20 protein-coding genes are annotated in these 22,682 nt (G+C 71.0%); 10 read left to right on the top strand and 10 right to left on the bottom strand.

Annotated elements, in window-relative coordinates:
* Positions 1-2: 2 nt before the first annotated feature.
* Positions 3-1,202, top strand: coding sequence for a MarP family serine protease (locus tag AB0I69_RS05460; RefSeq protein ID WP_363094245.1), 1,200 nt, complete (start codon positions 3-5; stop codon positions 1,200-1,202).
* Positions 1,203-1,228: 26 nt separating this feature from the next.
* Here AB0I69_RS05460 and AB0I69_RS05455 read toward each other — a convergent pair whose 3' ends face one another.
* The 6 genes from AB0I69_RS05455 to AB0I69_RS05430 all read right to left on the bottom strand — a co-directional run bounded on the left by AB0I69_RS05455 (position 1,229) and on the right by AB0I69_RS05430 (position 9,243).
* Entirely contained in the window at positions 1,229-1,408 is a 180-nt protein-coding gene (locus tag AB0I69_RS05455; RefSeq protein ID WP_078623198.1) for a hypothetical protein, read from the bottom strand.
* 160 nt (positions 1,409-1,568) lie between these two features.
* Entirely contained in the window at positions 1,569-2,519 is a 951-nt protein-coding gene (locus AB0I69_RS05450) for an alpha/beta hydrolase (protein WP_363094244.1), read from the bottom strand.
* Positions 2,516-3,001: a phage holin family protein gene (locus tag AB0I69_RS05445; RefSeq protein WP_363094243.1), complete on the bottom strand. Its 486-nt coding sequence runs from the start codon at positions 2,999-3,001 to the stop codon at positions 2,516-2,518. The genes AB0I69_RS05450 and AB0I69_RS05445 overlap by 4 nt, the downstream gene beginning before the upstream one ends.
* A gap of 43 nt (positions 3,002-3,044) precedes the next feature.
* Complete coding sequence (gene nhaA, locus AB0I69_RS05440) at positions 3,045-4,481, bottom strand: Na+/H+ antiporter NhaA (protein WP_363094242.1); 1,437 nt, start codon at positions 4,479-4,481, stop codon at positions 3,045-3,047.
* A 191-nt stretch (positions 4,482-4,672) separates the two neighbouring features.
* Positions 4,673-6,676, bottom strand: a complete 2,004-nt coding sequence (acs, locus tag AB0I69_RS05435) for an acetate--CoA ligase (RefSeq protein WP_363094996.1) — start codon at positions 6,674-6,676, stop codon at positions 4,673-4,675.
* Between the two features lie 125 nt (positions 6,677-6,801).
* Positions 6,802-9,243, bottom strand: a complete 2,442-nt coding sequence (locus AB0I69_RS05430; RefSeq protein ID WP_363094241.1) for a SulP family inorganic anion transporter — start codon at positions 9,241-9,243, stop codon at positions 6,802-6,804.
* A gap of 335 nt (positions 9,244-9,578) precedes the next feature.
* On the opposite strand from AB0I69_RS05430, the gene AB0I69_RS05425 reads away from it, so the two are divergent.
* The gene (locus tag AB0I69_RS05425) at positions 9,579-10,847 is read left to right on the top strand and encodes a hypothetical protein (RefSeq protein WP_363094240.1); all 1,269 of its coding nucleotides are present in this window, start codon (positions 9,579-9,581) and stop codon (positions 10,845-10,847) included.
* 21 nt (positions 10,848-10,868) lie between these two features.
* Here AB0I69_RS05425 and AB0I69_RS05420 read toward each other — a convergent pair whose 3' ends face one another.
* Positions 10,869-11,849 (bottom strand): ATP-binding protein, encoded by a 981-nt coding sequence (locus AB0I69_RS05420; protein WP_363094239.1) that lies wholly within the window; start codon positions 11,847-11,849, stop codon positions 10,869-10,871.
* Between the two features lie 101 nt (positions 11,850-11,950).
* Here AB0I69_RS05420 and AB0I69_RS05415 point away from each other — a divergent pair, with 101 nt between their 5' ends.
* Positions 11,951-12,775: an oxidoreductase gene (locus tag AB0I69_RS05415; protein WP_363094238.1), complete on the top strand. Its 825-nt coding sequence runs from the start codon at positions 11,951-11,953 to the stop codon at positions 12,773-12,775.
* Positions 12,776-12,821: 46 nt separating this feature from the next.
* Here AB0I69_RS05415 and AB0I69_RS05410 read toward each other — a convergent pair whose 3' ends face one another.
* A complete protein-coding gene (locus AB0I69_RS05410; RefSeq protein ID WP_363094237.1) occupies positions 12,822-12,986 on the bottom strand; it encodes a hypothetical protein in 165 nt (54 codons plus the stop codon).
* Between the two features lie 144 nt (positions 12,987-13,130).
* Positions 13,131-13,973, bottom strand: coding sequence for an HAD-IB family hydrolase (locus AB0I69_RS05405; protein WP_363094236.1), 843 nt, complete (start codon positions 13,971-13,973; stop codon positions 13,131-13,133).
* 585 nt (positions 13,974-14,558) lie between these two features.
* Between AB0I69_RS05405 and ssd the strand changes: the two genes are divergently transcribed.
* The 7 genes from ssd (at position 14,559) to AB0I69_RS05370 (ending at position 20,173) form a co-directional block, all read left to right on the top strand.
* The gene (ssd, locus tag AB0I69_RS05400; protein ID WP_363094235.1) at positions 14,559-15,662 is read left to right on the top strand and encodes a septum site-determining protein Ssd; all 1,104 of its coding nucleotides are present in this window, start codon (positions 14,559-14,561) and stop codon (positions 15,660-15,662) included.
* A gap of 53 nt (positions 15,663-15,715) precedes the next feature.
* Positions 15,716-17,074: a TadA family conjugal transfer-associated ATPase gene (locus tag AB0I69_RS05395; protein ID WP_363094995.1), complete on the top strand. Its 1,359-nt coding sequence runs from the start codon at positions 15,716-15,718 to the stop codon at positions 17,072-17,074.
* Positions 17,075-17,116: 42 nt separating this feature from the next.
* A complete protein-coding gene (locus AB0I69_RS05390) occupies positions 17,117-17,989 on the top strand; it encodes a type II secretion system F family protein (protein ID WP_363094234.1) in 873 nt (290 codons plus the stop codon).
* Positions 17,990-18,196: 207 nt separating this feature from the next.
* Complete coding sequence (locus AB0I69_RS05385) at positions 18,197-19,000, top strand: type II secretion system F family protein (protein ID WP_363094233.1); 804 nt, start codon at positions 18,197-18,199, stop codon at positions 18,998-19,000.
* Between the two features lie 90 nt (positions 19,001-19,090).
* Entirely contained in the window at positions 19,091-19,330 is a 240-nt protein-coding gene (locus tag AB0I69_RS05380) for a DUF4244 domain-containing protein (RefSeq protein ID WP_363094232.1), read from the top strand.
* Positions 19,317-19,694, top strand: a complete 378-nt coding sequence (locus AB0I69_RS05375; protein WP_363094231.1) for a TadE family type IV pilus minor pilin — start codon at positions 19,317-19,319, stop codon at positions 19,692-19,694. Before AB0I69_RS05380 ends, AB0I69_RS05375 begins: the two co-directional genes overlap by 14 nt.
* Before the next feature lie 71 nt (positions 19,695-19,765).
* On the top strand, positions 19,766-20,173 hold the full coding sequence (locus tag AB0I69_RS05370) for an Rv3654c family TadE-like protein (protein WP_363094230.1): 408 nt from the start codon (positions 19,766-19,768) through the stop codon (positions 20,171-20,173).
* On the opposite strand, the gene AB0I69_RS05365 is transcribed toward AB0I69_RS05370, so the two are convergent.
* Positions 20,170-22,659 carry a DEAD/DEAH box helicase gene (locus tag AB0I69_RS05365; protein ID WP_363094229.1) on the bottom strand — a complete coding sequence of 830 codons (2,490 nt, stop codon included), beginning with the start codon at positions 22,657-22,659 and terminating at the stop codon, positions 20,170-20,172. The genes AB0I69_RS05370 and AB0I69_RS05365 overlap by 4 nt on opposite strands.
* Positions 22,660-22,682 lie beyond the last annotated feature (23 nt).

Below are 22,682 nucleotides of genomic sequence, written 5' to 3'. Positions count from 1 at the left end.
TCGTGAATGTGCTGGACATCCTGTTGCTGGTCGCCGCCGTGTGGTTCGCGATCGTGGGCTATCGCCAGGGGTTCGTCGTCGGCATCCTGTCGGTGATCGGCTTCCTGGGCGGCGGTCTCGTCGCCGTGTACACGCTGCCCGTGATCTGGGACGCGCTGACCGACAAGTCGGAGGTCAGCACCACCGCGGCCGTCGTCGCGGTCATCATCGTCATCGTCTGCGCCTCCGTCGGCCAGGCCCTGACCACCCACCTCGGCAACAAGCTGCGCCGGTACATCACCTGGTCCCCGGCCCGCGCCCTGGACGCGACCGGCGGCGCCCTCGTCAACGTCCTCGCGATGCTCCTGGTCGCCTGGCTGATCGGCTCCGCGCTGGCCGGCACCACCCTGCCGACGCTCGGCAAGGAGGTCCGCAGCTCCAAGGTGCTGCTGGGGGTGTCCCGGGCGCTGCCCGCGCAGGCCGACACCTGGTTCGCGGACTTCTCCTCGGTCCTCGCGCAGAACGGCTTCCCGCAGGTCTTCAGCCCGTTCGCGAACGAGCCCATCAACGACGTCCAGCCGCCCGACCCCGCCCTCGCCTCCAGCGCGGTCGCCACCCGCGCCCAGCAGTCCATCGTCAAGGTCATGGGCACCGCCCAGAGCTGCGGCAAGGTCCTGGAGGGCTCCGGCTTCGTCTTCGGCGACCGCCGCGTCATGACCAACGCGCACGTCGTCGGCGGCGTCGACGAACCCACCGTCCAGATAGGCGGCCAGGGCCGCAAGTACGACGCCAAGGTCGTCCTCTACGACTGGCACCGCGACATCGCCGTACTCGACGTACCGGATCTGAAGGCGCGCTCCCTTCAGTTCGCGACCAAGGACGCGGTGAGCGGCAACAGCGCGATCGTCGCCGGCTTCCCGGAGAACGGGTCCTACGACGTCCGTGCCGCACGCGTGCGTGGCCGCATCACGGCCAACGGCCCGGACATCTACCATCGCGGCACGGTCCGCCGCGATGTGTACTCGCTCTACGCGACCGTCCGCCAGGGCAACTCCGGCGGCCCGCTGCTCACGCCCGAGGGCAAGGTGTACGGCGTGGTCTTCGCGAAGTCCCTCGACGACCCCGACACCGGGTACGCGCTCACCGCGGACGAGATCCAGGCGGACATCGTCAAGGGGCGTACCGCGAACGAGCAGGTGGACAGCGACAGTTGCGCGCTGTGAGCCCGGCTTGAAAAAAGGGGGGTGCGTCAGCCTCGTGGGTGACGCAGCCGTACCGAGACCCAGCGGGCCCGGCGGCGCAGAATGCGCGGGATCCCCACCCTGAGGTCTGTGCCCTGGAGTTGCGGGGCGCCCCGTTGGTGAGAGCTCAGACCGTGGTCCGAGCGGCGATTTCGTGCTGCGTCACTGTAGTCGTGCGTCCAGCCCATACCCCTCCGTCTGCCCCTGCCCCAAGGTCGATAACCACCCCTTGGGGCCCCAATTGGCGTATGCGCGAGGCAAGTGGCCGTTCGTAGTACAGGTGTTCAGGTCCGGATACCGGGCGCAGTGGGACGGTCACTGACCGGTCATCGACGGGTCATCGATGGGTCACCGGTCGGGTTCGGGATCCTGCAGCCAGTTGACCAGTTCGGTCGAGAAGACGACCGGGTCCTCCTCGTGCGGGAAGTGCCCGAGACCGTCGAACAGCCGCCAGCGGTACGGCGCTTCGACGTACTCCCCGGAACCCGCCGCGCTGCGGGTGCGCAGCACCGGGTCGAGCGAGCCGTGCAGATGCAGCGTCGGCACCCGCACCGGGCGCTTCATGCGCCGGTTGAACTGGATGCCGTCCGGGCGGGCCATCGACCGCACCATCCAGCGGTACGGCTCGATCGAGCAGTGCGCGGTCGACGGGATCATCATGGCCCGCCGGTACGCCTCGACCGCCTCGTCGTCCGGCAGGCTCGGGCCGGACCAGTCCCGGATCAGCTCGCCCACCAACTCGGCGTCGTCGGCGAGGAGTTGCCGCTCGGGGAGCCAGGGGCGCTGGAACCCCCAGATGTAGGAACTCGCCGTCGACTGCCTGACGTCGGAGAGCATCGCCGAGCGCCAGCGCCGGGGATGCGGCATCGAGGAGACGGCGAGCCGGCGCACCAGCTTGGGGCGCATCGCGGCGGCCGTCCACGCGAGATAGCCGCCCAGGTCATGGCCGACCAGCGCGGCGTCCGGCTCGCCGAGGGAGCGGATCACGCCGGTGATGTCGAGGGCGAGGTTGGCCGGGTCGTAGCCGCGCGGGGTGCGGTCGCTGCCGCCGACGCCCCGCAGGTCCATGGCGACGGCCCGGAACCCGGCGTCGGCCAGCGCGCCCAGCTGGTGCCGCCAGGTCCACCAGAACTGGGGGAAGCCGTGCAGCAGCAGCACCAGCGGCCCGTCGCCCACCTCTGCGATGTGGAAGCGCGCGCCGTTGGCCGCGACATCCCGGTGGGTCACCTCGCGCCCGCCGGGAATGTCGAGCCGTACGACCGAAGCAGGTTGCGCCCAAGGATTGGCGGGGTCCGTCATGAGGACGAGCGTGCCACAGCCTCGATGGCTTCGGGGACACGGTCCTCGATCGCCGCGCGCGGATGCGGCTTCGCGTTGCCCAGGACGCCGGCGGTCTCCTTGACGGAAGCGGCCACCTTCTGTGGGCCCTTGCTCTTGGCGGCCTTCTTGAAGAAGAGCAGGCCGATCAGCACGAGGACGACCGCGAGGAGCGCGTTCACCCCGAAGGAGATCAGGAAGCACCACGCGAGGCCCAGGCCGGTCCAGGCCCGAAAGCCGTACGCCAGCGCGAAGTTGAGCATCGGCAGGGAGAACAGCAGGACCACCACGGCGACCGTGATCGCGCCGCCGCCCACCGCCCCGCGCTTGACGTCCTGCTTGAGCTGCGCCTTGGCCAGCGCGATCTCGTCGTGCACCAACGCGGACATCTCGGTCGTCGCCGAGGCGAACAGCTGGCCGATGCTGCGTTCGGCGCCGACCGGGCTGCCGTCGGGTGCGCTCATCGCGTACTCCCTTGTCTGCATGTGTTTGTACCGTCTGGTCAGATCATGCCGGACCGTCGTTGTCCTCGCCTGCCCCGCCCGCCACTTCGGCAAGCCCGTGCCGCTCGGCGGCCTTCACCTCGGCCAGCCTGCGGTGTTCGGCGGCCTTGCGGTCGTGGATCTCCGCCATGCGCAGGTGGTACGACGGCTCGTCCTGCTCGTAGATGTCGGGGATGCCGTCGAGGTCCTCGTCGCGCTCCTCGTCCTCGCACATTTTGCGGTACTTGGCGTTGCGGACCTTCAGCAACACGGTCGCGCAGAGTGCGGCGATGAGGGAGCCGACCAGGACGGCCGCCTTGACCTCGTCGGTGAGTACCTGGTCGCCGTCGAACGCGAGTTCCCCGATGAGCAGCGACACGGTGAAGCCGATGCCGGCCAGCGAGGCGACCGCGAACACGTCCGGCCAGGCGAGGTCGTCGCTGAGCGAGGCCCGGGTGAAACGTGCCGTCAGCCAGGTCCCGCCGAAGATCCCGACCGCCTTTCCTATGACCAGCCCGAGGACCACGCCGAGCGTCTCGGGCTTCGTGAATACGTCGCCCAGCGCGCCGCCGGAGATCGCGACCCCCGCGCTGAACAGGGCGAACAGGGGGACGGCGAGGCCCGCCGACAGGGGCCGTACGAGATGTTCGACGTGCTCGCCGGGGGAGTGCTTCTCGTCCTCGCGGGTGGTGCAGCGCAGCATCAGGCCCATGGCGACACCGGCGATCGTGGCGTGGACGCCGCTGTTGTACATCAGCGCCCAGATGACGAGCGCGAGCGGGACGTAGACGTACCAGCCGCGCACGCCCCGGCGCAGCAGCAGCCAGAAGACGGCCAGGCCGATGGCCGCCCCGGCGAGCGCCACGAAGTCGATCCGGGCGGTGAAGAAGACCGCGATGATCAGGATCGCGAACAGGTCGTCGACGACGGCGAGGGTGAGCAGGAAGGCGCGCAGGGCGCTCGGCAGGGAGGTGCCGATGACCGCGAGGACGGCGAGCGCGAAGGCGATGTCGGTGGCCGTCGGCACCGCCCAGCCCTGGAGGGAGCCGCCGCCGGTGAGGCTGGTGAGCGTGTACACGAGTGCCGGTACGGCCATCCCGCACAGGGCCGCCACGACGGGCAGGGCGGCGGCCTTGGGGTCGCGCAGGTCGCCGGCGACGAGTTCGCGCTTCAGCTCGATGCCGGCGACGAAGAAGAAGACGGCGAGGAGGCCGTCGGCGGCCCAGTGGGCGATCGAGAGGTGCAGGCCGAGGGCGCTGGGGCCGAGGTGGTAGTGGCTGACGCTCTCGTAGCTGTCGTGCAGGGCGGGGACGTTCGCCCAGATCAGCGCGGTGACCGCGGCGATCAGGAGGAGGACACCGCCGACGGTCTCGGTGCGCAGCGCGTCCGCGACGAAGTTCCGCTCGGGCAGGGAGAGCCGTCCCAGCACTTTGCGGGAGTCGGTGGGGCGGGGCGCGGTCACGGAGACCTCCGGTGGGTGGGCAGCACAGAGCACTCGCCGACCAGACTTCCCGGCACACCTTGTCGCGTCTTTGACGCTTTGCTTAGTTTACCTAAGATGCGGCGGGATGAGTCCTACGGATCTCACGTTATGCGCGAAAGGGGCGCCCGGCGCGTTCGCTGCCGGGCGCCCCTCACGGACGTATGGGCTGGTCAGTCCTCGCTCGGCGCCGCCGGGAGCTTCTCCTGGATCAACGTCATCACCGTGGAGTCGGTCAGGGTGGTGACGTCTCCCAGCTGCCGGTTCTCCGCCACGTCACGCAGCAGACGGCGCATGATCTTGCCGGAGCGGGTCTTCGGCAGCTCGGCCACCGGGAGGACCCGCTTGGGCTTGGCGATCGGGCCGAGGACGCTGCCGACGTGGTTGCGCAGGTCGGCGACGAGGTTCTCGTCCTCGGCGTTCGCCGTGCCGCGCAGGATGACGAACGCGACGATCGCCTGACCCGTCGTCTCGTCCGCCGCGCCCACTACGGCCGCCTCGGCGACGGACGGGTGGGAGACGAGCGCGGACTCGACCTCGGTGGTGGAGATGTTGTGCCCGGACACGAGCATCACGTCGTCCACCCGGCCGAGCAGCCAGATGTCGCCGTCGTCGTCCTTCTTCGCACCGTCACCGGCGAAGTACTTGCCCGGGAAACGCGACCAGTACGTGTCGAGGAACCGCTGGTCGTCGCCCCAGATCGTGCGCAGCATCGACGGCCACGGCTCGGTCAGGACCAGGTAACCGCCGCCGCCGTTCGGGACCTCGTTGGCCTCGTCGTCGACGACCGTCGCGGAGATGCCGGGCAGCGGCGTCTGCGCGGAACCGGGCTTGGTCGCGGTCACGCCGGGCAGCGGCGAGATCATCATCGCGCCGGTCTCGGTCTGCCACCAGGTGTCGACGATGGGGGTCTTGTCGGCCCCGATGTGCTTGCGGTACCAGATCCACGCCTCGGGGTTGATCGGCTCACCGACGGACCCCAGGATGCGCAGGCTGCTGAGGTCGAACTTCGCGGGGATGTCGTCGCCCCACTTCATGAACGTACGGATCGCGGTCGGCGCCGTGTAGAGGATGGTCACCCCGTACTTCTGGACGATCTCCCAGAAGCGGCCCTGGTGCGGGGTGTCGGGGGTGCCCTCGTACATGACCTGGGTCGCGCCGTTGGCGAGGGGGCCGTAGACGATGTACGAGTGCCCGGTGACCCAGCCGACGTCGGCCGTGCACCAGTAGACGTCGGTCTCCGGCTTGAGGTCGAAGACCGCGTGATGCGTGTACGCGGCCTGGGTGAGGTAGCCGCCGGAGGTGTGCAGGATGCCCTTGGGCTTACCCGTAGTACCGGAGGTGTAGAGGATGAAGAGCGGCTGCTCCGCCTCGAACGCCTCGGGCGTGTGCTCCGCCGACTGCCGGTCGACGATCTCGTGCCACCACACGTCCCGCTCGTCGTTCCACGCGACGTCCTGGCCCGTACGGCGGACCACGAGCACGTGCTCGACGCCGCTGTCCGGGCGGTCGACCGCGTCGTCCACGGCCGGCTTGAGCGCGGACGGCTTGCCGCGCCGCCAGCCGCCGTCCGTGGTGATGACGACCTTGGCGTCCGCGTCCTGGATACGGGTCGCGAGCGCGTCCGCCGAGAAACCGCCGAACACCACCGAGTGCGCGGCACCGATGCGCGCGCAGGCCAGCATCGCGACCGCGGTCTCCGGGATCATCGGCATGTAGACGGCGACCCGGTCGCCCTTCTCAACTCCCAGCTCCAGCAGGGCGTTGGCGGCCTTGGAGACCTCGTCCTTCAGCTCGGCGTAGGTGATCGCACGGCTGTCGCCGGGCTCGCCCTCGAAGTGGATGGCGACGCGATCGCCGTTGCCCGCCTCGACGTGGCGGTCCACGCAGTTGTACGCCACGTTGAGCGAGCCGTCCTTGAACCACTTGGCGAACGGCGGGTTCGACCAGTCCAGCGTCTCGCTCGGTTCCTTGGCCCAGCTCAGGCGGCGGGCCTGCGCGGCCCAGAAGCCGAGCCGGTCAGCCTTGGCCTGCTCATACGCCTCCGCCGTGACATTGGCGTGCGCCGCCAGGTCGGCGGGGGGTGCGAACCTGCGCTCCTCGCGCAACAGGTTGGCCAGGCTTTCGTTGCTCACGGCATCTGCCTTTCCCAGGGTGTCCGTTGTGTCCCGGGCCAGCTCATCAGACCCGGGGGTCCGATGACAAGGGTCGTCGAAATATTGGTTTAGACCTGTCATCGGACCCGCGGGGCGATGCGCGTGACGGGGGTCTTTCGTACCCACGGACACGGGGTGAACGAGGTTCAGGCCGACAGGTCCGCCACCCCCACCCCGTCGAACAACTCGTCCCCACCTTCCCCGGTCAGCAAGTACGCCTGTGCCTCCCCCACATGGAAGTACATCCCGTGCAGTTCCAGCGCCCCTTTCCGCAACGCCCGCGCCACCGACTCGTGCGCCCGCAGATGCTCCAACTGCTGCACCACATTGGTCAGACACAGCTGCTCCACGGCGTCGGCGGGTGCCCTTCCGGCGAGCCGCGCCCAGGGTCGGCCGTCGTCGGCCATCCGCTCCAGGCTCGGCAGCCCGTGCGCCAGCCACCGCTTCAGCGGTGTCCGGGCGCCCCCGGGCTCGGAGTTGAGCAGCGCCTGCATGGCCCCGCACCCGGAGTGCCCGCACACCGTGATCGATCTCACGCGCAGCACGTCCACCGCGTACTCGATCGCCGCGGCCACCGAGTCGTCCCCGTTCTCCTCGCCGGGCGGCGGCACGAGGTTGCCCACGTTCCGCACGACGAACAGGTCGCCGGGACCACTGGAGGTGATCATCGACGTCACCAGCCGCGAGTCGGCGCAGGTCAGGAAGAGCTGCGACGGCCGCTGCCCCTCCCTGGCCAGCCGGGCCAGCTCGCCCCGCACGAGCGGCGCGGTGTTGCGCTGGAACGCGCTGATGCCACGGGCGAGTTGGTGTCCGCCGGGGCCGGGACGGCTGTCCGTGCCGGTGCCGCTCGGTGCGGCGGTGCCGGGCGCGGAACGGTCTGTCGGCTCGCCGGGGTGTCCGCTCGGCGGGGTGGACTGCGGGTGGTCGCACTGGTGGTTGCGCCAGGGCGTCCAGGGGTGGCAGCGGCAGCCGGTGGATGCGGTCGGAGTGCCGGCCGGTGTCGCTTCGCCCCCGGTGTGTCCCGGCTCGGCGACACGAACTCCCGTACGCCGCCCGGTCAGTTCGGCGGAACCCCCGCGCGCGGTGTGCGCGTTCTGCCAGTCCTGCAGTGACTCGTACGCCGCGTGGTCCATGAACGAACCGTCCAACTCCACGACGACGTGGGCGCCTTGGGGTACGAGATGCAGGGTGCGGCTGAGCCGCGGCACCGCGAGGAACGTCAACTGCCCTCGGACGTGTACGTGATGGACTCCTTCCTTCTCGTCGTGCGTGATGCGGGTGTGGGCGAGGCGGTTGAGGGCGACGGCGACGGCCACGGTGACCCCGAGGAGCACGCCCTCCAGGACACCGAGGAACACCACGCCGAGGGTGGTGACGGCGTAGACCAGCACTTCGCGGTGGCGGGTCACCGTGCGGATGTGGTGCAGGGACACCATCTGGATGCCGACAACCATCACGAGTGCGGCGAGCGAGGCGAGGGGAATCAGCTCCAGCACCGGGACCATCAGCAGCGCGGCTACCACTACGAGAACGCCGTGCAGCATCGTGGAGTTCCGGCTCACGGCACCGGCTTGCACATTCGCCGAACTCCGCACGGCCACGCCCGCGACCGGCAGTCCGCCGAGCACGCCGGAGACGATGTTGGCGGCGCCCTGGCCCAGCAGTTCGCGGTTCAGGTCGGAGCGGCCGACGCGGGCGGAGAGCCCGGGCTGCCCGGCGACCAGCTTGTCCACGGCGACGGCGCCGAGCAGCGACTGCACGCTGCACACCAGCGTGGTGGTGAGGACGGCGGCGGCGATCCCGAGCACCGGGCCCTCGGGCAGTCCGGCCAGCGCGTGGCTGGACCAGGACGGCAGGTCGACCTTGGCCAGGCTCAGCCCGGTGAGGGAGGCGGTGAGAGTGGCCCCGGCCACGGCGACGAGCGCGGCCGGGATCTTGCGCATCAGGTGCCCGAGCCGGCCGGGGACGCGCGGCCACAGCAGCAGAAGGGCCAGCGTCAGCACGCTCATCGCCACGTCGGCCGGATGCAGGTCGGCCAACTGGGCGGGCAACGCGCGGAGGTTGGCGAGGACCGAGCTCTGCGGGGTGCCGCCGAGCACGATGTGCACTTGGGCGACGGCGATGGTGACACCGATGCCGGCCAGCATGCCGTGCACGATCGCGGGGCTGACGGCGAGCGCGGTGCGGGCCACGCGCACGCAGCCCAGGGCGAGTTGGGCGAGTCCTGCGAGGACGGTGACCGCGCAGGTCGTACGCCATCCGTAACGGTGGATCAGGTCGGCGGTGACCACGGTGAGTCCGGCGGCCGGGCCGCTGACCTGGAGCGGGCAGCCGCCGAGCAGACCGGCGACGAGTCCGCCCGCGGCGGCGGCGACCAGACCGGCCTGGAGGGGCGCGCCGGTGGCGAGGGCGATGCCGAGGGACAGGGGCAGGGCGATCAGGAAGACCGCGATGGAGGCCGACACATCGGCGCCCGCGATGCGGAAGCGGCGGTGCGGGGGCGGCGGGCTGTGGGGTGGGTGGACGTGCTTCGTCCGATTCGCGTTCGCATTCGAGTCGGTGGCGTGGGTGGGTACGCAGGCTGACATGTCTTCCCGTCTCCTCCGGGGCAGCGCGGTCGCGGAACTGGTGGTCCCCGTCGATGGCGGGGGTCGGTCGCGGCCGTGGGTCACGGCGTGCAGCGGCGGGATATCTCAACGCTCGGTAAATGGATCGTAATGCAGAGTAAAGGTCAGGCATGGAATTTACGGGCAAATGGGTCAATAAATCACTGTGAAGAGTGAAGTGAGAATTTCATCGGCTTGTCGTACTAATCCCACCTCTGGCCCCGTGCGACCTTGGCGCCGCTGCCGGGAATCCCGGCACATCGCCAGAAAACGCCCTGATCGGCGTCGGTCCGAACGAAGGAAGAAGGTGGGCGGACATGGCCGCCACCCAGAGGATCACCGCGGGCGCCGTGATCGCCGCGGCCTGTGCCGCGTCGCTCGCCGGTTGCGCGATCGGCAACGGATCCCCGCACGGAGCAAACGGTCCGCACAAGGCGGCGCCCGCCCCGGCACCCAAGAGCGGAGTCCGCCTGATCGGGGACGGCTCCACGTCGTACACCGGGGCGCAGCCGCATCTGCCCAGACCCGAGCGGCTCAAGCCCGGTCAGAAGCCCCCGCAGTTCGTGGTCTTCTCCTTCGACGGTGCCGGTGAGGACAGCCAGAAGCTGTTCTCCCACTTCCGCAAGGTCTCCAAGGCCAACCACGCGAACATGACGTACTTCCTCAGCGGCGTGTACATGCTGCCGGAGGACAAGCGTGACCTCTACAAGCCCCCGGAGCACTCGCCGGGCAGCTCGGACATCGGCTTCAACGACGAGCAGGGCATCGCCGACACCGTGAAGCAGCTGCGCCTGGCGTGGCTGGAGGGCAACGAGATCGGCACCCACTTCAACGGTCACTTCTGCGGCAAGAACGGCGGCGTCGGCGAGTGGTCGGTCGCCGAGTGGAAGAGCGAGATCGCCCAGGCGAAGCAGTTCGTGAAGAGCTGGAAGACCAACTCCGGCATGAAGAAGGCATCCCCGCTGCCCTTCGACTACGACAAGGAACTCGTCGGCGCCCGCACGCCCTGCCTGGAGGGTCAGGCCAACTTCATGAAGGCGGCGAGCCAGTTGGGCTTCCGCTACGACACCAGCGGGGTCAACGACCAGATCTGGCCCAAGAAGAAGGAGGGGCTGTGGGACCTGTCCATGCAGCTCGTCCCCTTCCCCGGCCACTCCTACGAGCAGCTGACCATGGACTACAACTTCATGGTCAACCAGTCCGGCACGCTGACCCAGGGCGACCCCGACAAGTACGAGCAGTGGGGCGACGAGATGCGTGACGGCCTGCTCAAGGGCTTCGACCGGGCCTACGACGGCAACCGCGCGCCCCTGGTCATCGGCAACCACTTCGAGTCCTGGAACGGCGGCACCTACATGCGTGCCCTCGACGAGGTCATCGAGAAGGTCTGCAACAAGTCCGAGGTGCGCTGCGTCTCCTTCCGGCAGCTGTCCGACTGGCTGGACGCCCAGGACCCGGGGACCCTGGCGAAGCTGCGCACCCTGAACGTCGGCGAGGCACCGAAGCCGGGCTGGACGTCCTTCCTGACCGGCCGCCCCGCCCCGGCCCCGAAGGGCGTCCCCGGGGCGCCGGCGGTCAAGCAGTAGAGGGTCCAGAGGGGGCGCGCCTCACGCCGAAGCGGTGACGCTCTCGTCGAGTACGAAACCGGGGTCGACCTGCGCCGCCAGGTCGGCCCCGGTGCGCTCGTTGCCCCAACTCCGCGCGTTCTTCAGGTGGAAGTGCACCATCTGCTGCGTGTAGCGCTCCCAGTCACGCAGCCCGTACGTCGCGTCGGCGGCGATCTCCAGCATGCGCAGGGCGCGGCGGTTGACGTCCTCCAGGAGCTCGAACCGGGGCGGCCGGCCCTTCTCCATGGCGCGCACCCAGTCCGAGTGCCTCACCGTCACGAGCAGGTCGTCCCCGACCTCGGCGCGGAGGAAGTCGAGGTCGTCCTGGTCCCGCACCTTGTTGCCGACGACCTTCAGGACGACTCCGAAGTCGCGGGCGTACTCCTTGTACTGGCGGTAGACGGAGACCCCCTTCCGGGTCGGCTCGGCCACCAGGAACGTGATGTCGAAGCGGGTGAACATGCCGGAGGCGAAGGAGTCCGAGCCCGCCGTCATGTCCACCACGACGAACTCGTCGCGCCCGTCCACCAGGTGGTTCAGGCACAACTCCACCGCTCCCGTCTTGGAGTGGTAGCAGGAGACCCCCAGGTCGGCGTCCGTGAAGGGGCCCGTGACCATCAAACGGACGGCGCCGCCGTCGAGTTCCACCGGTCGCGCGCAGGCGTCGTAAACCGGATTGTTCTCGCGTACCCGCAGCAGCCGGGAGCCCGCGCCGGGCGGGGTGGTCTTGATCATCGTGTCGGCGGAGGCGATGCGTGGGTTGGTGCCGCGCAAGTAGTCCTTGACCAGCGGGAGATGCTCGCCCAGTGCGGGCAGCGCGGCGGCCTCCGCCTCGTCCAGGCCGAGTGCGGGGCCCAGGTGCTGGTTGATGTCCGCGTCGACGGCGACGACCGGTTGGGCGGTGGCCGCAAGGTGGCGGATGAACAGGGAGGACAGCGTGGTCTTGCCGCTGCCGCCCTTCCCGACGAAAGCAATTTTCATGTTCACGAAGCGTAGTCGGGTCATAGCTGTACGTGGCAGGCGTGCGTGAAGAAGACCACTCCTTCGTGGGGTGCGAGGCCGGGGCCCGTAATGTCGTACTCATGAGTACGACAGGAGCGACCGCCGATCCGCTGGCGGCCCTGAGCACGCTGCCCGGAGTGGCCGAGTCCGTCGAGTCCGTGCGCAAGGCCGTGGACCGGGTCTACGGGCACCGGGTCATGCGGCGCCGCAGCAACGAGATCACCGCCGAGGCGGCGCTGCGCGGCGCGCGTGGTTCCGCGGCGCTGTCCGGGGCCGACTGGGCACTGGAAGAGGTGCGTCGGCGCACCGACTTCAGTGGCGACGAGGAGGCCCGCACCGTGGGCGCGGCCCTTCGGCTGGCCGCCGAGGCGGGCCAACTGCTGTCCATCTGGCGGCAGTCGCCCCTGAGGGTGCTCGCCCGGCTGCACCTGGTGGCGGCCGCGAGCAAGGAGGGCGAGGTCGGACGGCCGCGACAGGAGGGGGAGTCCGTCGACGAGCCGCTCGTCGAACTGCCCCTCCCGGGCGCGGCCGAGGTGTCCGGCCGACTTGAGGGTCTCTCGGAACTGATCATCGTGGGCGGTTCGGCGCCGGCGCTGGTGACGGCCGCCGTCGTGCACGGCGAGCTGCTCGCGCTACGTCCCTTCACCTCCCGCAACGGCCTGATCGCGCGCACGGCCGAGCGGATCGTCCTCATCGGCAGCGGCCTCGACCCGAAGTCCGTGTGCCCGGCGGAGGTCGGTCACGCCGAACTGGGGCGCGCGGCCTATCTGGCGGCGCTGGACGGCTATGTCTCCGGCACCCCGGAGGGCGTGGCCGCCTGGATCGCGCACTGCGGCCGGGCGGTCGAGCTGGGGGCGCGGGAGTCGACCGCGGTGTGCGAGGCCCTGCAGCGCGGCGCCGCGTAGCGACGACCGTTGAGTTGATATGAAAAAGGCCCCCTATAGGGGGCCGTCACAGGGATGCGGCGGTACGAGGATTCGTACCGCCGCTGGCATGTTCCACCGGGTTACCAAGCGTCCTCGAAATATTGCCCATCAGGCCGGGAACATTGCCCGTCACCTGGTGCGGCTGGCCCGTAATCGACGGGTCGACGTCGCGTGGGTGCTCGGTGTTCATGCGCGGTCCGTGGGGCCAAATGCGTTATTAAGGTGATCCTTTCGGATGTCCTTGGTCTCGCGGGCCGTTGAATCCTTTGTACTCCAGCCCTGGAGGAAGCGGAACCCCTGGCCGCGGTTCTTTACTTTTACGTTCAAAGGGTCACTAACCGGCGTAAACGGTCGCCGCCCTGCGTCGGCTCGCGTACCAGACCAGCCCCGCGGTGGCCGCAGCGGCGCCCACGGCCGCGGCCATGACGAGCGCCGGGCGGGGCGGTACGGAGAGCGTGGGCAGTCGCTGCTTGAGCCGGACCGGACGGTTGAAGTCCAGAATCGGCCACCCGCGCGCGAGTGCCTCGCGGCGCAGCGTGCGGTCCGGGTTCACGGCGTAGGGGTGGCCCACGGACTGGAGCATCGGCACATCGGTCGCCGAGTCGCTGTAGGCGTAGCAGCGGTCGAGGTCGTACCCCTCGGACTGGGCCAGCTCCTTGATCGCCTCGGCCTTCGTCGGGCCGTACGCGTAGTACTCCACCTCGCCGGTGAAACAGCCGTCGTCGCCCACGACCATGCGGGTCGCCACCACCCGGTCCGCGCCCAGGAGTTCACCGATCGGCTCGACCACCTCGGCGCCCGACGTGGACACGATCACCACATCGCGGCCGGCCGAGTGGTGCTCCTCGATGAGGGAGGCCGCCTCGTCGTAGATGATCGGGTCGATCAGGTCGTGCAGCGTCTCCGCGACGATCTCCTTGACCTGCTGGACGTTCCAGCCGCGGCAGAGTGCGGACAGGTACTTGCGCATCCGCTCCATCTGGTCGTGGTCGGCGCCGCCGGTGAGGAAGACGAACTGCGCATAGGCGGTCCGCAGGGCGGCCCTGCGGTTGATCAGTCCGCCTTGGTAGAAGGACTTGCCGAAGGTGAGCGTGCTCGACTTCGCAATGACCGTCTTGTCCAGGTCAAAGAAGGCTGCTGTGCGGGGCAAGGAGTGGTTTTCCACAACCCCGAGCATAGGGGCAGCCCATTCGGCGTAAGGTGTGGCGCGTGGGTTTGCCTGAGAGGGCTCTCGGGTACACCATGGAAGTCACGGATCGTTCGCGACCGTGCTAACGCGGTCCGGCTCCTCCCCCCCCGAGTCGGCCGTGAAGGCGACCCCCACTCTCCCCCCCGGTGGGGGTCGTCGCATGTCCGGACGCTTTTTCCCTCCCTGTACGTGGTCGTGAGGCCATCCCGAGGCGGCTGGTGCCGCCTCTTTCCCATGCCCAGAACTCGTCACCGTGTGTAGTTGGCGGACTGCGCTGCGGAACTCGCACAGAGGTCAGTACAGGGGTCACCGGTATGGGTGAAGGCGATATTCACAGGCCCGGAGTTGTCCACAGTTTTCGACCAAGATCCACATGATTTCCGCGATGCCCGCACCGTGATTCCAACGCGTCCTCGCTCGCGGCGAGTTCATGGTCCGTTCCGTTTGTCGGACGCGTTTGGCCGGTTTCTGTCGGCCGTGCATATGGAGGGCCGGTCACCGGTTCTCCACACCTTTGGAAATCGCGGGGCCGCAGGGGTGACGCGAGAGACACAGCGATGGGGGATGGAAAACATGGCCGGAACTGTCACACACGATCAGCCGCCCGCCGCCGGAGGGCGACAGAGCGGACCGTTGATCGTCACCGAGGACGCCGAACTCCTCGACGACCTGCTGCGCCTGTGCGCGGCGGCCGGCGCGACGCCCGAGGTCCATCACGGGATGCCGGAGCGACGGGGCGGCTGGGAGGCTGCGCCGCTCGTCCTGGTCGGCGATGACGCGGCACGACGGGTGCGCGGGGCCGCCCGCCGACGCGGGGTGGTGCTGGTCGGGCGGGACCAGGACGACTCCGGGGTCTGGCGGCGAGCCGTCGAGATCGGCGCCGACCACGTCCTGATGCTGCCCGACGGCGAGCAGTGGCTGGTCGACCGCATCGCCGACGTGGCCGAGGGCGTCGGCCGCCCCGCGCTCACCGTGGGCGTCATCGGCGGCCGAGGCGGGGCCGGAGCGTCCACGCTCGCGTGCGCTCTCGCCGTCACCTCCGCGCGTGAGGGGCTGCGCACGCTCCTGGTGGACGCGGATCCACTGGGCGGCGGGCTCGACGTACTCCTCGGCGGTGAGACGGCGGAAGGCCTGCGCTGGCCCGCGTTCGCCGCCTCACGCGGCCGGGTCGGCGGCGGCGCCCTGGAGGAGTCCCTCCCCGAACTGCACTCCCTCCGGGTGCTCAGCTGGGACCGCGGCGACTGCGTCGCCATCCCGCCCCAGGCCGTCCGGGCGGTGCTCGCCGCGGCCAGGAGGCGCGGCGGCACGGTCGTCGTCGACCTGCCGCGCCGCATCGACGACGGGGTCGCCGAGACCCTCGCCCAACTGGACGTGGGCCTCCTGGTGGTCCCCGCCGAACTGCGCGCCGTGGCGGCGGCCGGACGGGTCGCCTCCGCCGTCGGCATGGTCCTGCGCGATCTGCGGGTGGCCGTACGCGGGCCGTACACCCCCGGCCTCGACGACCGCGAGGTGTCCCGGCTGCTCGGACTGCCACTGGCCGGCGAAGTGCCCGTCGAGTCGGGGCTGTTGAGGCCGCACGAGGGCAAGGCGCCGCCGGGGGCGGCCGGTCGGGGGCCGCTGGCGCGGTTCTGCCGGGAGTTCTGGGAGCGGGCGTTGGTCGAGGCGGGTGGCGTATGAGGGCGTTGACGGGAAGGGGCGGCGGGCTTTCCGAGGACGCTTCGGCGAAGGCCATGAAGGGCGCGTCTTTTGGAGCCGGTGCTTCGCCGGCAGCCCCGGTGAGTGGGGCGGTCGGGCTCGATCGGGTGCGGGACCCGGCGGGTGCTTCGGGGCACTGGACTTCGGCCGGCGTCGGGGTGCGCGGTGGGCCGGAGCTGCCCACGGGGCTGCTCGACGGCGTGCGGCGGTGGCTGGCCGAGAGCGGGGGCGAGCCGACTCCCGCGCGGGTGGCGCAGGCGCTGCGCGAGCAGGGGCGGGTGCTGGGGGACGCCGAAGTCCTCGGCGCGGCCGAGCAGTTGCGGTCCGAACTGGTGGGCAGTGGCCCACTGGAGCCCCTGCTCGCCGACCCCTCGGTGACCGACGTCCTCGTCTCGGCCCCGGACCGGGTGTGGGTCGACCGGGGCGGCGGACTGGAACTCACCGGCATCAACTTCCCGGACGCGGCAGCCGTACGACGCCTCGCGCAGCGGCTGGCCGCGGTGGCCGGACGCCGACTGGACGACGCACGGCCCTGGGCCGACGCCCGGCTGCCCGACGGGACACGGCTGCACGCCGTACTGCCCCCGGTCGCCGTCGGCTGCACCTGCCTGTCGCTACGGGTCGTACGACCGCGGGCGTTCACGCTCGACGAGTTGGTCACGGCGGGCACGGTGCCGCCCGGCGGCGACCGGATCCTGCGGGCCCTGATCGAGGCACGGATGTCCTTCCTCATCAGCGGCGGTACCGGCAGCGGCAAGACGACACTGCTGAGCGCGTTGCTCGGGCTGGTCGGGCCGGGTGAGCGGATCGTGCTGGCCGAGGACTCGGCGGAGCTGAAGCCGGACCATCCGCACGTCGTACGGCTGGAGAGCAGACCCGCCAACCAGGAGGGCGCCGGGCTCGTCACGCTCCAGGACCTTGTCCGCCAGGCACTGAGGATGCGGCCGGACCGGCTGGTCGTCGGGGAGGTGCGCGGCCCGGAGGTCGTCCATCTGCTCGCCGCGCTCAACACGGGGCACGAGGGCGGCTGCGGAACTGTGCACGCGAACGCGGCGGCCGACGTACCCGCTCGCCTGGAGGCCCTGGGCACGGCCGCCGGCCTCGACCGGGCCGCGCTGCACAGCCAGTTGGCGGCTGCGCTGTCGGTGGTCCTGCACCTCGTACGGGACCGGACCGGGCGCCGGCGGATCGCCGAGGTGCATGTCCTGGAGCGGGACCCGTCGGGGCTGGTACGGACCGTGCCGGCGCTGCGGTGGGGAGCGGAGGCGTTCGCGTACGAGCGGGGGTGGGAGCGGTTGCGGGAGTTGATTCACGGTGGTGGCGAAGGGGGCCAGAGGCGTGTCGGTGACGAACTCCGGCGTGCAGGACGGGCGGCGGGCGAGTGGGAGTCGTGAGGCGCGTGTGCACGGGACGGACTACGGCGAGTGGGAGTGGTGATGGGCGTGGGAACGGGTGAGCTGTCGGTCGGGGTGGCGGCGGTGTGTGCCGGGGCCCTGGTCTGGCTGATGGGCGGGCAGCAGTCCGGGGCGCGGCGGGCGCAGTTGCTGTTCGCGGGCGGTGAGGTGGTGGGCATCGGGCCATCCTCCTGGGAGCGGGCCGTCGACGAACTGCGGCGGATCCGGAGCCGGTTGCGGGCCGAGTGGTGGTCACTGGCCGTCGGGCTGGTGGTGGCGGTACTGGGTGCCTCGGTGATTCCGGTCGTCGCGGGGGCGGTCGGGGTGCCGTTGCTACGGCGGGCGCGGCTGGCCGGGGAGGCGCGACGGGCACGGGAGCTGAGCGGGGACGCGGTGATCGCGCTGTGCTCGGCGCTCGCCGGGGAGGTGCGCGCGGGGCGGCAGCCGGGGGAGGCGTTGTTGCGGGCGGCGCATGACTCCGGCGGGCTCGGTGCGGCGCAGGCCGCGGTGTTGGCGGCGGCGCGGTTCGGCGGGGACGTGCCGGGTGCGCTCACCTCGGCGGCACGGCAGCCGGGCGCGGACGGTCTGTCGGGGCTGGCGGCGTGCTGGCGGGTGGCCGTGGACCAGGGAGCGGGGCTCGCTGCCGGACTCGACCGGCTGGAGGGGGCGTTGCGCGCGGACCGGGACCAACGGGCCGACCTCCGCGCCCAGTTGGCGGGGGCGCGGGCCACCGCGGTGATGCTCGCCGGGTTGCCGGTGCTCGGGCTGCTGCTCGGTGCGGCGATGGGCGCCGATCCGCTGCGGGTGCTGCTGCACAGCGGGGCGGGGTTGGGGTGCCTGGTGGTCGGGGGGTTGCTGGAGGGCGTGGGGCTGTGGTGGGCGCTGCGGATTGTGCGGGGGGTGGAGGCGGCGTGAGCTGGGGTGTCGGGGTCGGGCCGGGCTGGGGGTGGGTGTGGGGGCTGGTCGCGCAGTTCCCCGCGCCCCTGAGGGCATAAGGGTGGGCGGGGTGCCGGGGATCGCTTGGTCGTCGCGGGGTTTGAGGGGATCCGGCGCTCGGCGAGAGCCCGGTGTGGGCGTGGAAGCGGCAGCGGAAGTTGGCTGGAGTCGGAGAGAGGAGGCGGCGTGAGTACGGAAGTTGTCCACAGGCTGGGGGTGGTCTTGGGGGCGGTGTTGGTCGTGGGGTGGGTGGTGCGATGGCTGGACGGGGTGCGATGTGAGCGGAGGGCGCGGCGGAGGCTGGCCGGGCTGCTGCTTCGGGAAGCTCGGCAGGGTCGGGAAGTGCCGCTTGCCGTCCGGCGGTTCGAGGCTCGGGACGTTGCGCGGCGCTGGTTGCCCGCGGTGGGTGTGGTGGGCGCCGGGTGGGTGTTGGTCGGCGGGGTCGCCGGAGTCGTGGTGGGTGCGGCAGTCGCCCTCGGGCTGTGGCGGTGGCGGCGCCGACAGGTGGCCGACGACACCGGCGCCGAACGCGATGCCGCGACCGCCGCCCGCCAACTCCCGCTCGCGGCCGACCTGCTGGCCGCCTGCATCGCCGCCGGGGCCTCGCCGGTGATCGCCGCCCAGGCCGTCGGTGAGGCCCTCGCAGGGCCCGTGGGGGAACGGCTGGCGCGTGCGGCGGCGGAGGTACGGCTCGGCGGCGAACCGGCCGACGCCTGGCGGAGGTTGGCCGTACTCCCGTGCGCCGGCCCGCTGGCCCGATTGCTCGAACGGGCCGACGAGTCGGGACTCCCCGCCGCCGGACCGGCCGCACGGCTCGCGGCGGAGGCCCGCGCCGACTGGACCCGCACCACGACGGCACGGGCCCGGCGGGCGGCCGTCCTGATCACGGCACCGGTGGGGCTGTGCTTCCTGCCCGCCTTCATCGCGGTCGGCGTGCTGCCCGTGGTGATCGGCCTCGCGGGCGGGGCGACGGGAGGGGGCGGCGGCTGACGGGAGGAGCGGGCGGTGACGGACGTATGACGAACAACGGCTGATCGAGTAGCTGAACCGACAAGAACCAAGAACCTCACGGGGGTTGAGATGAACAAGGCAGTGCAGACAGTGCAGGCAGCAGCGGTACGAGTGGTGCGAGCGGTACGGGTACGGGTGCGACGGGGCGCCTTGGCGCGTGGCGATGCGGGGATGGCCACCGCCGAGTACGCGATGGGGCTGGTCGCGGCGGTGGCGTTCGCGGTGGTGCTCTACAAGGTCGTGACCAGCGGAGCGGTCAGCGCGGAGCTGCAGAGCATCGTGAAGCGGGCCCTCGATGCGAAGGTGTGAACGCCGGGGCGGGGACGAGGGGTTCGTGACGGCGGAGGCGGCCGTGGTCCTGCCCGTGCTGGTGATGTTCGCTATGGCGCTCGTGTGGGGGTTGCTCGTGGTGGCCGCGCAGATCCAGTGCGTGGACGCGGCACGCTCGGGCGCCCGGGCCGCGGCTCGGCAGGACCCGGCCGACGCGGTCGTCCAGGTGGTCCGGGACACGGCACCGCGCGGCGCGAAGGTCACGGTTGCGCGGGAGGGCGATCAGGTCCATGTGGTCGTCGTCGCGAAACCGCCGGTGCTGAGCGGGCTGCCCTTCGAAGTGCGGGAGGAGGCCGTGGCGTTGGCGGAGGAGACGGTGGGCCAGGGGAGGGCGGGGCCGTGAGGTGTCGTATCGGCGCGCTACGGGATGTGATTCCGGCCCTGGGGCGCGTGATTCCCGCTCTGGGGCGGCATATGAGGTCCCGTCACTCGGACCGTGGGTCCGCCACCGTGTGGAGCCTCGGGGCGATGGCCGTGATGTGTGTCGTGTTCGGGATCGTGCTCGCCCTGGGGCAGGCCGTCGTGGCCCGGCACCGCGCGGCGGGCGGTGCGGATCTCGCGGCGCTCGCGGCGGCCGACCACTGGACGGAGGGCGGCGCGGGGGCCTGTGCCCGGGCGGAGCGGGTGGCGCGGGCGCAGGGGACGCGTCTTGTGCGGTGCGTGATCGTGGGTGAGACGTCGGACGTGACGGCGGGGGCGGGCCGGGGACCGTTCGCGGCGGAGGTCAGGGCACGGGCGGGGCCTGCGGGGCCGGTACCGTCACCGGCGCCTCCACCGTCGGCGCCTGCCCCTCCACCGGTCCCTGCTCCACCGGCCCTCTAAGCCCCGCCCACCTTCTCCACCGGCACCTCTCGCACATCCTCCGGCGCCTCCCGCAGGAGCTCCGTCAGCAACCGCACCGCCCCCCGCTTGTGCAACGGCTCGTTGCCGTTGCCGCACTTGGGGGACTGGATGCAGGACGGGCAGCCGGCGTCGCACTCGCAGGAGGCGATGGCCTGGAGGGTGGCGGTGAGCCAGGCGCGGGCGGTGTGGAACGCGCGCTCGGCGAAGCCCGCGCCGCCGGGGTGGCCGTCGTAGACGAAGACCGTCGGCAGCAGCGTGTCCGGATGCAGCGGTACCGATACTCCGCCGATGTCCCAGCGGTCGCAGGTGGCGAAGAGGGGGAGCATGCCGATCGAGGCGTGTTCGGCGGCGTGGAGGGCGCCGCCGAGGATCTCCGGGTTGATACGGGCGGCGTCGAGTTGGTCCTCCGTGACCGTCCACCACACGGCGCGGGTGCGGAGCGTACGGGGAGGGAGGTCGAGTTTCGACTCGCCGAGGACTTCACCGGTGATGACACGTCTGCGGAGGAAGGAGACGACCTGGTTGGTGACTTCGACCGAGCCGTAGCACAACCGGCCCTGGCCCCAGGGGATTTCGACGTCCGTCTCCAGGACGGAGATCGCCGTGGTGTCGCGGGCGACCGTCGAATAGGGCGGGCTCGCCTCCTCGACCAGGGCCACCGAGTCCTCCAGGTCCAGGGCGCGTACCAGGTACGTGCGGCCCTGGTGGAGGTGGACCGCGCCCTCGTGGACGGTCGCGTGGGAGGCGGCCTCGTCGACCGTGCCCAGCAGGCGGCCGGTGCCGTTCTCGACGATCTGGACCGGCTTTCCGCCCCCGCCGCGGATGTCGGTGAGGTCGGCGGCCCGTTCGCGGCGGGTCCAGTGCCAGGCCTTCGCGCGGCGGCGGAGCAGTTTCGCGGACTCCAGCTGTGGGAGAAGGTCCGCCGTCGCCGGGCCGAACAGGTCCAAGTCCTCGTCGGTGAGCGGGAGTTCCGCCGCTGCCGCGCACAGGTGGGGGGCCAGGACGTACGGGTTGTCCGGGTCCAGGACCGTGGACTCCACCGGCTGGTCGAACAGGGCCTCCGGGTGGTGGACGAGGAAGGTGTCCAGGGGGTCGTCGCGGGCCACCAGGACGGCCAGAGCGCCCTGGCCGGAGCGTCCGGCGCGGCCCGCCTGTTGCCACAGGGAGGCGCGGGTGCCGGGGTAGCCGGCGATCAGTACGGCGTCCAAGCCGGAGACGTCGATGCCGAGTTCGAGGGCGGTGGTGGCGGCCAGGCCGAGCAACTCGCCGGAGTGGAGGGCGCGTTCGAGGGCGCGGCGCTCCTCGGGGAGGTAGCCGCCGCGGTAGGCGGCGACTCGGCGGGCCAGCGAGCGGTCGACCTCGGCGAGGCGTTCCTGGGCGATCAGCGCGATCAGCTCGGCGCCGCGCCGGGAGCGTACGAAGGCCACCGAGCGCACGCCCTGGACGGCGAGGTCGGTCAGCAGGTCGGCCGTCTCGGCGGTGGCCGTACGGCGGACCGGTGCGCCCTTCTCGCCGTGCAGTTCGGTGAGCGGGGGTTCCCAGAGGGCGAACACAAGTTCGCCGCGGGGTGAGGCGTCGTCGGCGACCTCGACCACCGGGAGGCCGGTGAGGCGGCGGGCGGCGACCGAGGGCTCGGCGGCGGTCGCGGAGGCGAGCAGGAAGACGGGGGAGGAGCCGTAGCGGGCGCAGAGGCGGCGCAGGCGGCGCAGTACCTGGGCGACGTGGGAGCCGAACACGCCCCGGTAGGTGTGGCATTCGTCGATGACGACGTACTTCAGGGACTTCAGGAAGGAGGACCAGCGCGGGTGCGAGGGCAATATGCCGCGGTGGAGCATGTCGGGGTTGGTCAGGACGTAGTTGGCGTACTGGCGTACCCATTCGCGCTCTTCGAACGGAGTATCGCCGTCGTACACGGCCGGGCGAACGGCATTGCCCAGCGGTTGTGAAAGTTCCTTCACAGAGCGGAGCTGGTCGGCCGCCAGGGCTTTTGTGGGGGCCAGGTAGAGGGCGGTGGTGCCGCGGCCGTTGGGCGCCTCGGAGCCATCGAGGAGGGTCGAGAGGACCGGTACCAGATAAGCCAGCGACTTGCCCGAGGCGGTGCCTGTGGCAACGATCACTGACTCGCCGTCGAGAGCGTGCTCGGCGGCCTGTGCCTGGTGGGCCCAGGGGTGTTCGATACCGGCTTCCTGGACGGTGGCGATCACCTCGGCGCGAATCCGGTCAGGCCAGACGGCATGGCGGCCCTCACGTGGGGGCAAGTGCTCCGTATGAGTGATGCGCGAAGCCCGGCTCGGTCCCGACGCGAGCCGGTCCAGAACCGTGCTCGGCGAGAGCCCGGACACCGGGTCCACCGAGGGTCGATCGGTTCGCTGATTCTTGGCCATCGGCACCGAGTGTGTCACTGGCGTGACGGACAATGGAGCCAAGGCGTCGTGCACGCCCTGCGGTAAGTGATTGAATGCCATCGCGGCTGGCGAACCGTCCTGGG

Origin of the sequence: Streptomyces sp. NPDC050508 (assembly GCF_040655155.1) — a bacterium.
Lineage (GTDB): Bacteria > Actinomycetota > Actinomycetes > Streptomycetales > Streptomycetaceae > Streptomyces.
Note: the sequence above shows the minus strand (reverse complement) of the source record. Positions and strands in the feature narration are given on the sequence as shown.

What these genes read in the sequence shown, in the direction of transcription:
- AB0I69_RS05410 (WP_363094237.1), bottom strand. Translation starts at nt 12,986, where the DNA reads ATGAACACCGAGCACCCACGCGACGTCGACCCGTCGATTACGGGCCAG.
- AB0I69_RS05450 (WP_363094244.1), bottom strand. Translation starts at nt 2,519, where the DNA reads ATGACGGACCCCGCCAATCCTTGGGCGCAACCTGCTTCGGTCGTACGG.
- AB0I69_RS05390 (WP_363094234.1), top strand. Translation starts at nt 17,117, where the DNA reads ATGGGCGTGGGAACGGGTGAGCTGTCGGTCGGGGTGGCGGCGGTGTGT.
- AB0I69_RS05395 (WP_363094995.1), top strand. Translation starts at nt 15,716, where the DNA reads ATGAAGGGCGCGTCTTTTGGAGCCGGTGCTTCGCCGGCAGCCCCGGTG.
- AB0I69_RS05425 (WP_363094240.1), top strand. Translation starts at nt 9,579, where the DNA reads ATGGCCGCCACCCAGAGGATCACCGCGGGCGCCGTGATCGCCGCGGCC.
- AB0I69_RS05375 (WP_363094231.1), top strand. Translation starts at nt 19,317, where the DNA reads ATGCGAAGGTGTGAACGCCGGGGCGGGGACGAGGGGTTCGTGACGGCG.
- AB0I69_RS05365 (WP_363094229.1), bottom strand. Translation starts at nt 22,659, where the DNA reads ATGGCATTCAATCACTTACCGCAGGGCGTGCACGACGCCTTGGCTCCA.
- AB0I69_RS05370 (WP_363094230.1), top strand. Translation starts at nt 19,766, where the DNA reads ATGAGGTCCCGTCACTCGGACCGTGGGTCCGCCACCGTGTGGAGCCTC.
- AB0I69_RS05455 (WP_078623198.1), bottom strand. Translation starts at nt 1,408, where the DNA reads ATGGGCTGGACGCACGACTACAGTGACGCAGCACGAAATCGCCGCTCG.
- AB0I69_RS05380 (WP_363094232.1), top strand. Translation starts at nt 19,091, where the DNA reads ATGAACAAGGCAGTGCAGACAGTGCAGGCAGCAGCGGTACGAGTGGTG.
- AB0I69_RS05405 (WP_363094236.1), bottom strand. Translation starts at nt 13,973, where the DNA reads ATGCTCGGGGTTGTGGAAAACCACTCCTTGCCCCGCACAGCAGCCTTC.
- AB0I69_RS05430 (WP_363094241.1), bottom strand. Translation starts at nt 9,243, where the DNA reads ATGTCAGCCTGCGTACCCACCCACGCCACCGACTCGAATGCGAACGCG.
- AB0I69_RS05445 (WP_363094243.1), bottom strand. Translation starts at nt 3,001, where the DNA reads ATGAGCGCACCCGACGGCAGCCCGGTCGGCGCCGAACGCAGCATCGGC.
- AB0I69_RS05415 (WP_363094238.1), top strand. Translation starts at nt 11,951, where the DNA reads ATGAGTACGACAGGAGCGACCGCCGATCCGCTGGCGGCCCTGAGCACG.
- ssd (WP_363094235.1), top strand. Translation starts at nt 14,559, where the DNA reads ATGGCCGGAACTGTCACACACGATCAGCCGCCCGCCGCCGGAGGGCGA.
- AB0I69_RS05420 (WP_363094239.1), bottom strand. Translation starts at nt 11,849, where the DNA reads ATGAAAATTGCTTTCGTCGGGAAGGGCGGCAGCGGCAAGACCACGCTG.